We start from the raw sequence: 13,512 nt of genomic DNA on the forward strand, positions 1-13,512 counted from the left end.
AAATCGGGGGGACGTCGGTGGCACGAGACATTTTGCTGCGCGCGGTCATGGGTACGAGTGACGATTTTGACAGCCGCTATTTGAGTCAGATGGACAGTGATGAAACTCGCCAGTCTGCGTTGCAGTTTCTTTCGGACCACAACGTAGTGACACCCGATGGCATGCTTTATGAGGTGTTTGCTTCGGATGCTGACCGTGCAAACTCTTCACTGGGAGCGTTCGACCTGATGAAGGACGAAAACGCCTATGCTGATGTGATGCATGCGATGAATCCCACAAACGATCCAAGTACCGCTAAAGCGCTGACTGATTACTTTGATGAGATCAGTTTTGATGAAAGTTTCAAGGATTGGAGGAACAAGGATGCATTGAACTTCCTTTCGTTCCAAGGTCAGATAGCTTTGGCGGGTGGCAGTGGTGGTTTGGCCGGTGGCGTTCCCTTTTTGGGAGCAGCGAATGCGGTACGGAACACCAAAACAGTTGGGTCTATCGCCGGATACGCGCTGGCCTCCCGCGGAGGTGCGGCTGCCATCAGTGGCGCGACCGACGTGGTATCCCAACTTCTTCAAGGAGACAAGTTTCGTTGGACGAATGTGGGTGTGGCCACTGCGGGGGGGCGCCTTGGGTGTGGGCGGTGGATTGAGGTGGAATATGGCGGTTGGCGCTGGAGGCGGTTTCGTGCAATCCGAAGCGAACAACTTGCTTTATGGAGATAAAAATAATGTATTTTTTGACACAGTTTTTTCTGGATTTACTAACGGCTTGGGGTATCTGGGTGGCGATGGGGCGACGAAATTTATCGATAAAAAAATGCCCAGATCTCTTGTTCCATCTATTGTAGGAAATACCGTGGGACCAATTATATCTGAGGGTGTCGGAGAGGTGGTTAATGATCCTGGTCATGAAATTAAGAATAAAGAAGATAACCATATTAAAGGCGATAAGTAATGATCAGGTCGCTTAAGATATTTTTTGTTGGTTTCTCTTTTTTCCTTTTTGTATTCTTGGCAATAATCCTTCTTTCTTTCATCCAATGCTGGATAATTGGATTGAAGTTTAGTTTAAGTGTTGCTCTAACCCATGGCGTAAGAGGAGGGGTGCTCGCTGGCGTGGTCGTAATGATTATTTTCTCCATCGGATGGCCTCGGTCTCGGACCTAGCAGGCTGTTGAGAATGACCCTCCCAGCCTCGCTTTCATAGCCTTGCTCTATGAAGCACGCCGAAACAGGGGTCAGTGTGAACTATCCGACGAATGCATTACGCCCGCACTTAATACCTGAGGAAATCCCCCGGCTCTGCCGGGGGACTCCCAGGGTTTGACCTATACAGCGGTCGTCGTGAATCTGAAATCTCGACCAAGAGATGAGGATTCACGATGAAAGAGTATCAGAGCCTTAGCCACACCCGTTGGGACTGCAAGTATCACGTGGTGAAGAAACAGGGGTCAGTGTGGACTTTCCGACGAAGGCATGCGGTGGGATCCGACAGACCCGTGCGCGCCCACGCGGCAATCTCGGCTGGATTTTTCCATATGGACCGCCAGATGCCTCGCCAACCGAGACTCGATCTTGCCGGGGTACCACAGCATGTTGTGCAGCGAGGCAATGATCGCCAGCCTTGCTTTTTTCAGGACGTCGATCATGTCCGCTACCTGGATGAGCTGCCCGAGGTTTGCCTTCGTGAAAAGTGCGCTGTGCATGCGTACGTGCTGATCACCAACCACGTGCATCTGTTGATGACGCCTTCGACGCAGGGACAGGTGGCACGGGTGATGCAACCGCTAGGGCGGCGCTACGTGCGTTATGTCAATGGCCGCTATCGCCGTACCGGCACGCTGTGGGAAGGCCGTTACAAAGCATGCCTGGTCGATAGCGAGACCTACCGGTTGCGCTGCTATCGCTACATGAAAACAGGGTCAGTGCGAGTTGGCCCCTCTTTTTGTGGGCGAGGCCATGGATGATTACATCAACAGCAATGCCGGCTACCAGTCGGGCATGTCGGTCGAAACGTCTGTCCTGTTGGCGGCGCCAAGGTGAAGTATCAAACGGAACGGCAATGTGCACTTTCCGCGCCCCGACGTCCCCAAGCTATTTGCTTGCATTCGTGCTCGCGGAGCCGTCGCTGACCGTGATGTCGGAGCTGCCGCGGCTCTGGTAGCCCTCGGTCGCCAGCACCTGGTAATCAGGGGTGCCCAGGGTCAGCCCTTTGCTTGCCCAGAACTTGACGTGGTTGGCGAAGGTGATGGTGCCGGAAATGGCGCCGAAGCCCTTCTTGGGATTGCGCACGCTGAAATACTGGTAGAAGGTCTGGGTGCCGTCGATGGACGGCTGCTGGACGCGCTGGCAGCGGCGCACGTTGTAGGTGGCGCCATCGCTCTGGAAGCTGCCGTAGTCGGTGCCGCCTTCGCAGTTGGCCGGGTTGTACGAGCCGTAACTTTCGATCACGTAGTATTCGATCAGCGGGCTCCGGGTCCAGCCGTAGAGCGCCAGGTACGAGTTCTGGCTGTCATCCACGCCGAAGGTGCCCGAGTAATGGACCACCCGGTGGGTGCTGCCGGTTTCCCAGCCCTTGCCGCCGACCCAGTTATTGGTGCTTTTGGTCCACCGGGAGGTATAGCGACCGCCAGCCTTCAGGCCGAACGAGGCGTCGCCGGAGTCCTTCCAGAACGAGTAGTAGAACCCGTCGTGGGTTCCCGTCGCATTCGATGTGAGGGTTTGCGCGCTCGCACCCAGCGCCAGGCCAACCCCGATCATCCCGGTTAGAACGCTCTTGCCGATGTTGCGCCATTTCATGGCTGGATCTCCGCAATTTGTGAACCAGGGAGCGGCCTGCACTTTCGCAGCCGTGTCGCCTGAGGAGGTGCAACCAGGGAGGTTCGGCATCAGGCAACCGTTTCATCCACGGCCGCCAACCGGGCCGCGGCGCTCAAGACGGCCAGTATGGATGCGGTGGCCATGTTCGGATGCATGCCGACACCGAAGCGCGAACCGGCTACGTCAGGTCTTGCCATCTCCACGACGGCCAGCGCGGAGGCGCCCGCGCCGGCATCCAGGCTGCGTTCTTCGTAACTGTCGACGCGAAGCGGAATGCCCAGCGCGGCCACCGTGGCGGCGATGGGACCGTTTCCGGTTGCCTGGTAGGTCTGCATCACGCCGTCGGCCTCGGCCAATTCCAACGCGATACCCTGACCCTCGGGCGCGTCGAAGAGTCGGTGGGAGCGGTAGATGAAGCCGGGCTGTTCCTTCAGTGGAGAGAGATACGTCCGCTCGAATATTTCCCAGATCTGCGCGCTGCTCAGCTCGGCCTCGCTGGCATCGGCCAAGGCCTGCACGATGGCGCTGAATTCGACCTGCATGCGGCGTGGCATGACGATGCCATGGTCGCGCTGCAGCAGGTAGCTGATGCCGCCTTTGCCCGACTGGCTGTTGACCCGCACGATGCTGTCGTAGGTGCGGCCCAGGTCCTTCGGGTCGATCGGCAGATAGGGGACGCGCCAGAGTGCGTCGTCCTTCTGCGCGGCGAAACCCTTGGCGATGGCGTCCTGGTGCGAACCGGAGAACGCGGTGAATACCAGGTCGCCCACGTAGGGATGACGCGGGTGGATCGGCAGGGCGGTGCTTTCTTCGGCGATGCGGGCGACGGCGGTGATGTCGGAGAAATCCAGCCCCGGGGAAACGCCCTGCGTGTACAGGTTCAGCGCCAGGGTCACCACGTCCACGTTGCCGCTGCGTTCGCCGTTGCCGAACAGGCAGCCTTCCACGCGCTGCGCGCCGGCCATCATGGCCAGCTCGGCGCAGGCGACGCCGGTGCCGCGGTCGTTGTGCGGGTGCACGGAGAGCACGATGTGCTCGCGCCGGTCCAGCCGCCGATGCATCCACTCGACCTGGTCGGCGAAGATGTTGGGCGTGGCCACCTCGACGGTGGTGGGCAGGTTGATGATCATCGGCCGCTGCGGGCCGGCATCCCACGCCTTGATCGCCGCGTTGCACACCGCCAGCGAGACATCCAGCTCGGCCATGCTGAAGGTTTCGGGCGAATACTGCAGCACCCACTCGGTCTGCGGCTGCTGCGCCGTGAGCATCTTGAGGTAGCCGATGCGCTGCTCCACCATCTCCACGATCTGCGGCAGGCTCATGCCGAACACGATCTCGCGCCAGGCCGGCGCGATGGCGTTGTACAGATGCACGATCGCGCGCCGCGCGCCCTGCACGCTGCGCACGGTGGTTTCGATCAGGTCCTCGCGCAGCTGGGTGATGACCATCGGCGTGACGTCGTCCGGAATCAGGCCGTCATCGATCAGGTGGCGCACGATCTCGAAGTCGGTGGTCGAGGCGGAGGGAAAGCCGACCTCGATCTCCTTGAACCCGATGCGCACCAGCTCCCGGAACAGGCGCAACTTGCGCTCGCGGTTCATCGGCTCGAACAGCGCCTGGTTGCCATCGCGCAGGTCGGTGGAAAGCCAGACCGGCGGCCGGGTCAGCGTACGCGAAGGCCATTGCCGATCCGCCAGGTCAATGGCGGGGAACGCACGATAGCGGGTGCCGGGATTTGCCAACATGATGAAGCCTCGAACAGGGTGAATGACCGGATCCGGTGTTTCGACAAATACGTCAGCGTCGGGATCAGGGCGAAGCAGCAGGGCTGCGCAAGCCGATGCGCCGGAATCGCCGGCATGGACTCGCGCCAACATTCCATCGGAGATTCGAAGAATACACGCCGCTCAGCGCAGAACGGTTGGTCCTTGGGAATATAGGCTTGTTCGATATGGCCATCCATAAAATAATGGACAACCGCTCTATCGAAATGGACACCGCCCGCCGATGGGATTTGCGTCACCGCAGGATGGCAGCCGGGCGCTGGACCTGAGCGACCACGAGTCATCGGGCTTGCCGGTGACGGGCGTTGTCGAAACGTACCCAGCGCATCATGTGGTGCCTTCGCACCATCACGGTCGGGCCCATCTGCTGTATGCGGCCGAGGGCGTCATGCTGGTGCAGGCTTCCACCGGTCAATGGCTGGTGCCGCCGACTGCGGCGGTGTGGCTGCGCCCGCATGTGGAACATCGGCTGGTCATGCACACGCCGGTGCGCGTCTACGGCATTTTCGTGGACGAGGAGGTGGCCGATGGCCTGCCTTTCATGGATGGCGTGCTGCACGTTTCGGCCCTGCTGAAAGCGCTGATCGTCGAGCTGGCGCAGCCGATAGCGGGCCGTTCCGATTCGCGGCGCGAGACACTGCTGTCGGCGCTGTTCCTGGAAGAACTGGGCGGCCAGCGCCCGCTGCCTTTTCACTTGCCGTGGCCGGTCGACGGCCCGATGCAGCAGGTGTGCGCCAGCCTGGTCAGGGACCCGGCCCAGGTCTTCTCCGCCGACGACTGGGCGGCATCGCTGGCCATGAGTTCCAAGACGTTTCACCGCCATTTTCGCAAAGGCACCGGCATGACCTTCGGCCGCTGGCGCCAGCAGCTGCGGCTGATGTCATCGATCACCACGCTCCTCGGTGGCGCGCCCATCACGCAGGTCGCGTTGAGCAGCGGCTACGAAAGCCACAGCGCGTACGCGGCAGCGTTCAAGAAGCACTTCGGTGTCCCGCCATCGAAGTTTCTCTCGACGGTTTACCGCCCGTAACCCCGCCACACCCACTCCAGTGCCGCGGGCAAGGTCTGTTCGCGCACCTTGCGGTCGCAATGGCCCGAATTGCGCGCGAACACGTACTGATACTGGTAGCCCTTGTCGTTCAGCACGGTGGCCATGCGGTGGTTGGCCGTGACCCAGTCGTGCATGCCGTCGCGCATGATGTTGGGATTGAACAGGTCGCGATCGCCAACATCCATCCACAGCCGGATGGGTTTGGTGGCGCTCTTTGCGATCAGGCCGTCCTTGCCGTGATAACCCCATGCGCCATCGGGCGTTTGCAGGTTGAACGGCCACTGCTGGTTCACGAACGTGCCCGAGTAGCTGATGACGCGGTGGTACCACTGCGGGTGATACCAGGCCATGGTGAAGGCGGCCGCGGCGCCGGAGCTGCAGCCCATCGTGGCACGGCCATCCGGGTCGTTGGTCAGCTTCAAGCCGTAGCGTTTCTCGACCTGCGGCAACACTTCCGCCTGGATGAACTCGGCGAACTTGCCGGACAGGGTGTCGTACTCGAGGCCGCGTTCGCTGCCCTGCGCGTCGCCGCCACCGTTCTGGATCATCACGGCGATCATCACCGGCACGCGCTTGTCGGCGATGAGGTTGTCGAGGACGTGGGGCAGCATCATGTCGGGCGCGCCGAGCTTCGGCCCGTCGTGCGTGACGATGAAGGGCGCCGCGGTGCCGCGCCGGTACTGCTGCGGAATGTAGACGGTGATGGTGCGCTGGTACGGCGCGGCATGGGTGGTGACGATCAGGGCCTTCGGGTTCGCGGGGTTGATGGTGCCGAACACGTCGCGACCGATGCCCGGGTAGAACCTGCTGTCCTTCGAATCCATGACGAACTGCTGTACCGTCCCGCGCGGCACACCCGGGCGCACCGCCAGCTCGGGTGCCGGCACGTAGTCGGGGCCGATCACGAAATTGCCATTTGCATCCACCGGTGCATTGGCTCCGCGGCCGTCGACCACCGTGAAAGGCGGTGCGCCGGGCGCGTCGAACAGGCGGGTCGGTGGCGGCGCAGGCGCGGCATCCACGGCATTCGCGGCCATGGGGCAGAGCATGGCGAACAGGGCGCCGATGGCGGTGACACGGACGAAGCTCGGCGTTCTCATGGATTCCTCATCGCTTGCGTTGCGGCGGAAACGGGGGTCATCCCGCGTGGTCGCCTGGGAGCTTTCGGCGCAGGGGTGCGGCCGCTCAGCCTTGTTCCATATAGCCCAGCCCGGCCATCCAGCGGGCCAGCAGCTCGGGCCAGATGCTCAGCAACGGCTCGTGCTGGCCAAGGCTGCTGCCGTGTTTGCCCGTGCGGAACACGTGCAGTTCGGCCGGCACATGCTGCCGATGCAGCGCCAGGTAATACGCGATGCTGTTTTCCGGCGGCACCAGGGTGTCGGCGTCGGTGACATAGATGAAGGCCGGCGGCGTCTCGGCGGTGACCTGCGTCTCGTTGGACAGCTCGTGCACCAGCGCCGGTGACGGGTGCAGGCCGATCAGGTGTTGCCGTGAATCCAGATGGGTGAAGGCCTCGTCCATGGTGATGACGGGATAGGCCAGTATCGTGAAATCCGGTCGCGCCGACGCCTGCCCCACGGCGTCGTGCAACAGCGCCGTGGTCGGGTCGTAATGGGTGGAGACGGTGGCGGCCACATGTCCGCCGGCAGAGAACCCCATGATGCCGATGTGCTGCGGGTCCAGCTGATAGGTCTTCGCGTGCTCGCGCACCCAGCGCACCGCGCGGCGGCCATCGTCGATCGGCTGCGGGTAATGGTGGCCGTCGCCATGGCGATACTGCAGCACGAACGCCGCCACATGGTGCTGGTTGAACCACTGCGCGACGAGCACGCCCTCCCAGTCCAGCGTCATCGCGTGATACGCGCCGCCCGGGCAGATCACCACCGCCGTTTTCGTGGGATTGGACGCGGGGATATAGGCCGTCAACGCCGGCAGTTGTCCCTGCCTCGCACCGTCGGGCAGCGCGCCGCCGGGCCACAACGGCACCGCCGTACCGGTCGCGTGGGCGGCCGTAGCCATCGAGAGCAGCGCAAGCAAAGCCAGGCAAAGCGACGGAAGGCGCATCGGCGTTGTCTCCTGAAGGCCGGAAAAAAGCATAGCAGTGGCCGGCGGCCTGGCGAGCCGGTTCGCGATCAAATGAAGGCGAAAAAAAGGGAGGGCGATCAGTCCGTGGACTGACCAGCCTCCCCGCGGGAAACGGTGGAGCCGGAACGGCCAGGTTGCCTACCGTGCCGGCCGGTTGCCCTCGACCAGGGTGTCGGCGGCGTTGGCCAGGTAGATGTAGTACGCGCCCAGGTCGGTGACGTATTCGTTCTCGCCCCAGAAGAAGGGCCAGTTTTCCTTGTTCTCCGGGAAGTCGGGTTTCACGATCAGCACGCCCGGCACCACGCCGCCGGCGATGAAGCTGAAGTCGGCGCGGTTATGGCCGTAGGCCACTTCCTTCGATCGCGCGCCGACGGCCGACACGAACGACAGGTTCGAGCCGGGGTGGGTGCCGTAGAGATAATCCAGCCCGCGGAACACGCCCTTGTCGTCGACGATGTCCGGGAACGCCTTGTGCAGCGCGTAATCGGTGATGGCCAGACGCACGACGGCGCCGTTGCCGGCCCAGCCGCCGTCCGTGATCGGCACGCCGTACGGGTTGGCCTGGCTGATCGACGCGCGCTGTTTCGCATACGCGCGGACGGCCGTTTCGAGCTGGCCGCGGTAAGCAGCCGGCATGTGCGGCAGCGCGCGCACGGCTTCAGTGGCGTTGAAGACGAAATGCTCGGCGACCCACGGCCACAGGGCGTTGATGCGTGCGGCGTACTTCGCGTCGCCGGTGGCGATCAGCAGCTCGACGGCCGCGTTGAATTCCTCGCCCTCCAGCGGGCCGCCGGTGGTGTTGCCGTGGCGGTAGAGATCCGGTGCATGCGACTGTTCCTGCGCCCACACCTTCTGCGCGACGGCCAGCGATTTCTTCGCCAGCGCCGGGTCCATGTCGTGCAAGGCGCGCGAGGCGGCGGCCAGTGCCCCGATCGAGCCGTAGTTGAGCGCACTCGATTTGCTGGTGAACGCCCAGCGGTCATCCGGCGTGCCGCTGCGGTCGCCCTCGACCTCGCCCTCCTTCAGCGACGGGTCGTAGACCAGGCCATCCGTCTTGGTCACCGCATCACCCAGGTGGCGGTACTGGACCAGATCCGGCTCGACGATGCCGTGGATGGCATGGCCGACCGCATCGAACTGGGCGACCAGTTGCACGGTGCCGTGCTTGATCTGCTGCAGGATATCGGGGACGCCATCGGGACGATGCATGTCGACGCGGCGGGTGGCCCAGTTGACGCTGGTGGTGTCGCGGTCGGGGTGGAAATCCTCCCAGGCGTGGACCAGCGTGCGCACGATCGCGTATTGCGTCTGCGTGCGGATGTCGTAGTCACCCGCATCCAGCCAGCCGCCCACGTTCAGGCCGGGAATGTGCTGGCCGGGTTTGAACGCGGTGTCGGTCGTGGGGCCCTGGGCGTAGAGGTCGAAATGCTCGTGGTTGACCGGTGCCTGCCGCGCGTCGTCGCGGTGCGGGTCGCCGTGCCACACGCGATAGGCCTCGGTCACCCGCATGTGGTCCATCTGCTGGGGGAGGTAGATGTCCAGCGTGGGATGCCAGGCCGCCGAGAAAACGTCCTTGGCGATGGGGAACGGCGCGGTGCGCTGGCCGTCGTAGTCGATGACGTAAAGGCCGGGCTGGGTCACGCTGCTGAAATCGAAGCGGGCGTAGCCGTAGCGCAGGTAGTTACCCCAGGGCTTGGGCGCGGCGCTGAACACGGCCGTTTCCTTGCCATCGGGCGTGACGCGCAGCAGCCGCGCCTCGCCACTCATCGGCGCCTTCGGGTCGTGTTCCAGCACGGCGATCTTCGGCTGAGCGGGCGCGTAGCCCACCTGCGAGTGGCCGATCACGGTGGGGCGTATCCAGTTCGGGTTGGTGCTGCCGGACAGCGTCCATTGCAGCACCGTGCCGGTCTTGCCGGTGGGAATCATCTGGCGCAACACGAACCAGCCGTTCTGCGCCTGGTTGCGTCCGTCGAAGAAGCTCATCGTGCCGTTGGCGGCGCTGACCGTCACCCGCTGCTGCGGGTCGGTCGGCGCCAGCACGAAGCGCTGTCCGCTGGCCATGGGCAGCGGCTCGGCGCGCTGGCCCTCGGTCGGCTGCGTCATGGCGCTTTCGGGGTAGAGCGGGAACGGATGCGCGACGCCATCGGCGAAATAGCTGTGGTGGAAATACGTGGCGGGCAGGAACTCCAGGTTGAACCCCGCCTTGCCGTCCAGCGCCGCCGGCAGCGGCTTGTCCAGGATCACGCTGATGACGACCTTGTCGCCGTCCTTGCTCGCGTGGATGCGGTAGTCGAAGTGGTAATCCGGATAAGACAGGTAGGTGTCGATCGTGCCCTTGGCCTGATCCACCTTGCGGCTCACCAGTTTGCCGATCGGGTCCCACTGGTCGGGCGTGGCTGACAGCCGGATATCGCCGTTGGTGGCCGTGCGCTGGTCGTGGTGGATGATTTCCACGCCGCTCATCTTGGCGTCGCTGAACAGGCCGTCGTACCAGTTGCTGTACACCAGCACGTCGAAACCGCGGGACGCGAAGTAGCCCTTGTCGTTCAAGGTCAGGGTTTGGCCGTCCGTTTCAGCGGGCTGCGCCAGCGCTGGAAGCGCGGCGAAGGCGGTCAAGGCGCTGGTCGCCAGCAGGAGCAACCGCGCACGAGGGATCAGGTTGGATCGGTGGATGGGCATACGGTTCCCCCAGAATGTTAGCGGTAACCGTAGCAGTGTCAGGGGCGGTTCGGAAGAGCCGAAAGCGCCGGGCGATGGCATGGTGCAGCGCACCGTGCGGCAAGTCGCACCGCACAAGGATTGGTGCGCTGCGTCGACGATCAGCCGGCGGCGTCGACATCCTTTTTTCCGGCCCGGAACGGAAACACCTGCTGCTTCACGAAGCCATCGGGCATGTAGTCACCGACCACGCCATAGCGCTCGGGAAACTTGTTCTTCGACTTCACCGCGGTGCCGAACAGGTAATCGAGGAAGGCGTAATGCGCGGCGTAGTTCCGGTCGATCGCCTCATCGTCCGAAGCGTGGTGCCAGTGGTGGAAATCCGGCGTCACCAGCAGGTACTTCAACGGCCCCCACGGCAGGTGCACGTTGGCGTGGTTGAACACCGCCTGGAAACCCACGATCAGGATGTAGCCGTTCATTGCCGCCTCGGAAAAGCCGAGGATGTACAGCGGCGCCAGCACGCAGACGCGGGTGACGACCAGCTCCAGCATGTGCTGGCGCGAGCCGGCCAGCCAGTCCATCGTCTTCACGCTGTGGTGCACGGCGTGGAAGCGCCACAGGAACGGCACCTCGTGGTACGCGCGATGCGTCCAGTACTGCGCCAGGTCCGCCACCAGCACGCACAGCAGCAACTGCGGCAGGAACGGGATGTGCTGCACGGTCTGCTGGAAATCGCTGCTGACCAGCCAGCCGAACAGGTGGTGCAGCAGGAAGTTCACCGTCAGCAGCGCCAGCCCCACGATGAAATGATTCACCGCGAAATGCTTCAGGTCGGTCTGCCACTCCTTGCGGAAAATCGCCTGGCCCTTGTACAGCGGGAACAGCTTCTCGATCACCACGAAGATCAGCGTGGAACCGAGCAGGTCCAGGATGAACCAGTCCAGCCCGATGTACGGCGTGTGGTCGGGAAACGCACCCACTTGCACCCGCGAACCGCCCAGCGCCACCGCCGCAATCACCAGCACGAACGCCATGATGTTGAGGTTGCGCTGGCGGCCCAGGATCACATTGCCCAGCGACATCCCACCGGCCACCAGCAGCCCCACCAGCAACACCTGGCGCAACACGTCGACGGAATACTTGTGGCGCAGGTCCGGCGTGGTCAGGTATTGCGGAAAGTGGAAGGCCGCCACCGCCAGCAGGCACAGAAAACCCAGCGACAGCGCGATCACCCCGCTGATCTTGCCCAGCCCCGGCTTCAGCTCGCCGTCGCGGTGCAGCAGTTCCCGCGTTTCAGCCACCGGTTGGACGACGCGCCCCATCGCGTCGCGGGCCGCATCGCGCTTCGAATGTTTGCTCATGGTGATCCTTCACTGAAAGCGCCGGCTGGCGTCGGCGCATGGTAATCGAACAGCCGCCCGCGGGTTTTCGATGCTGCCGTTGCGGGCCGGCAAGGTCGTTTTCGATGCCCCCGCAGAAGGCGGCCATGGCGCGGCTCCGGCGCGGACGGCCATTTCCATGCGACGATTGACGGGTACCTGTCGCGTCACACCCGCTCCACTCACCGTCAATCCGGGTCGCGGATGCTTTCCATCGAAAGCGTCCGCCAAGGCCCGCGCTTTGCCCGGAAAGCGGTTTGGTGGGAGTCGTCGCGATAAAGCTGCGGTCGCGGAAGCGGCCGAAACGCGGTTGCACCTTCAAGGCATCAAGCATCGGGAGACGTCAGCGTGGCGCAAACAGAGCACCAGTTAGCCAGTGTGAGAATCGGCCTGAAGGAGAAGATCGGCTACGGCATCGGCGATGTCGGCTTCAACTTCTACTGGGCCAATATCTCCGCGTTCCTGCTGATCTTCTATACCGACACCATGGGACTGCCCGCCGCCGCGGTCGGCACGATGATCCTGATCACCAAGATCATCGACGCCTTTACCGATCCGGCGATGGGCGCCATCGCCGATCGCACCAAGTCGCGCTTCGGCAAGTTCCGTCCCTACCTGCTGTTTGCCGCCGTGCCGATGGCGGCGGCCGGCGTGCTGACCTACACCACGCCCGATCTGGGCGAGGGCGGCAAACTGATCTGGGCGTATGGCACCTATTCGCTGATGATGCTGATGTACACCATCCTCAGCACGCCTTATTCCGCGCTGTCCGGCGTCATCACCGCCAACAGCCAGGACCGCACCACGCTGATCAGCTTCCGCTTCATCGCCGCCTTCACCGGCACCACGCTGGTGAACTACTTCACGCTGGACATGGTGAAGTGGTTTGGCCATGGCGACGACAAGCTCGGCTGGCAGCTGACCATGGCGGCGTACGGCGTGGCCGCGGCCATCATGTTCATCACGGTGTTTTTCACCACCCGCGAGCGCATCTCGCCGCCGCGGGAACAGAAGTCCGCGGTGATGGGCGACATCAGGGACCTGCTGGACAACCGCCCCTGGCTGGTCCTGTTCGCGCTGGCGCTGATCATCATGACCACGATCGTGATGCGCGCCGGGGCCTCGGTCTACTACATGAAGTACTACGTGGGGCAGGCGGACCTGACCGGCGCCTTCCTGGCCGTCTATTCCATCGCGCTGGCCATCGGCGCCGCCTGCACACCGCTGATGACCCGCTTCATCGACAAGAAAAAGCTGATGATGCTGTTGATGGCCGCCGTCGGCGTGCTCAGTTGCGTGATGGTGTTCGTGCCGAAGGACGCGATCTGGCTGATGTTCGGCATCAATACGCTGATCGGCTTCTTCCTCGGGCCCAAGTCGCCGCTGGCTTTCTCGATGTTCGCCGACACGGCCGATTACACCGAATGGAAAACCGGCCGTCGCGCCACCGCGATGACGTTTGCCGCGGCCACGTTCTCGCAGAAACTGGGCGGCGCGATCGCGTCGGCGGTCATTGCGTGGATGCTGGCGGCGATGGGCTACGTGGCGAACGAAGCCCAGTCGGGTGCGTCGCAGCTGGGCATCGTGCTGCTGCTGACGGTCATTCCCGGCGCCATCGCACTGATCGCCGCGTTCGTCATGCGTCTGTACACGCTGGACGACGAAACGCTGGCGCGCGTGCAGACGGAATTGCTGGCGCGCAAATCCAAGGTTTGACTCTTCATTGATCAGCGGAGCGG

At 63.2% G+C, this 13,512-nt stretch carries 10 protein-coding genes and 2 pseudogenes; 6 read left to right on the plus strand and 6 right to left on the minus strand.

Features of this window, described 5'->3' with window-relative positions; all coding sequences use genetic code 11:
- The 4 genes and pseudogenes from UU9_RS08995 to UU9_RS17520 form a co-directional block, all read left to right on the plus strand.
- A partial coding sequence (locus tag UU9_RS08995) for a hypothetical protein (RefSeq protein WP_007081432.1) occupies positions 1-716 on the plus strand: 716 nt, incomplete at its 5' end.
- Positions 679-948, plus strand: coding sequence for a hypothetical protein (locus UU9_RS17905; protein ID WP_156804246.1), 270 nt, complete (start codon positions 679-681; stop codon positions 946-948). The genes UU9_RS08995 and UU9_RS17905, both read left to right, overlap by 38 nt.
- 427 nt (positions 949-1,375) lie before the next feature.
- A pseudogene (locus UU9_RS18600) lies at positions 1,376-1,471 on the plus strand (IS200/IS605 family transposase); the annotation flags it as partial.
- Positions 1,472-1,543: 72 nt separating this feature from the next.
- Positions 1,544-1,924, plus strand: a pseudogene (locus UU9_RS17520) (transposase); the annotation flags it as partial.
- A 163-nt stretch (positions 1,925-2,087) separates the two neighbouring features.
- On the opposite strand, the gene UU9_RS09005 reads toward UU9_RS17520, so the two are convergent.
- Complete coding sequence (locus UU9_RS09005; RefSeq protein ID WP_007081434.1) at positions 2,088-2,792, minus strand: glycoside hydrolase family 11 protein; 705 nt, start codon at positions 2,790-2,792, stop codon at positions 2,088-2,090.
- A gap of 89 nt (positions 2,793-2,881) precedes the next feature.
- Positions 2,882-4,558, minus strand: coding sequence for a 2-isopropylmalate synthase (locus tag UU9_RS09010; protein ID WP_007081435.1), 1,677 nt, complete (start codon positions 4,556-4,558; stop codon positions 2,882-2,884).
- Between the two features lie 262 nt (positions 4,559-4,820).
- On the opposite strand from UU9_RS09010, the gene UU9_RS09015 reads away from it, so the two are divergent.
- Positions 4,821-5,627, plus strand: a complete 807-nt coding sequence (locus UU9_RS09015; RefSeq protein ID WP_007081436.1) for an AraC family transcriptional regulator — start codon at positions 4,821-4,823, stop codon at positions 5,625-5,627.
- Here the strand turns inward: UU9_RS09015 and UU9_RS09020 are convergent.
- From UU9_RS09020 to UU9_RS09035, 4 genes are all read right to left on the minus strand, one after another.
- Positions 5,615-6,748 (minus strand): alpha/beta hydrolase, encoded by a 1,134-nt coding sequence (locus tag UU9_RS09020; RefSeq protein WP_007081437.1) that lies wholly within the window; start codon positions 6,746-6,748, stop codon positions 5,615-5,617. The two genes, UU9_RS09015 and UU9_RS09020, sit on opposite strands and share 13 nt — an antisense overlap.
- Positions 6,749-6,833: 85 nt before the next feature.
- Entirely contained in the window at positions 6,834-7,712 is an 879-nt protein-coding gene (locus UU9_RS09025; RefSeq protein ID WP_007081438.1) for an alpha/beta hydrolase, read from the minus strand.
- A gap of 159 nt (positions 7,713-7,871) precedes the next feature.
- On the minus strand, positions 7,872-10,412 hold the full coding sequence (locus tag UU9_RS09030; protein ID WP_007081439.1) for a glycoside hydrolase family 9 protein: 2,541 nt from the start codon (positions 10,410-10,412) through the stop codon (positions 7,872-7,874).
- A gap of 140 nt (positions 10,413-10,552) precedes the next feature.
- A complete protein-coding gene (locus UU9_RS09035; RefSeq protein ID WP_007081440.1) occupies positions 10,553-11,755 on the minus strand; it encodes a sterol desaturase family protein in 1,203 nt (400 codons plus the stop codon).
- A 366-nt stretch (positions 11,756-12,121) separates the two neighbouring features.
- Here UU9_RS09035 and UU9_RS09040 point away from each other — a divergent pair, with 366 nt between their 5' ends.
- Positions 12,122-13,489, plus strand: coding sequence for an MFS transporter (locus UU9_RS09040; protein WP_040670666.1), 1,368 nt, complete (start codon positions 12,122-12,124; stop codon positions 13,487-13,489).
- The last annotated feature ends 23 nt before the right edge of the window (positions 13,490-13,512 follow it).

Source organism: Rhodanobacter fulvus Jip2 (genome assembly GCF_000264315.1).
Lineage (GTDB): Bacteria > Pseudomonadota > Gammaproteobacteria > Xanthomonadales > Rhodanobacteraceae > Rhodanobacter > Rhodanobacter fulvus.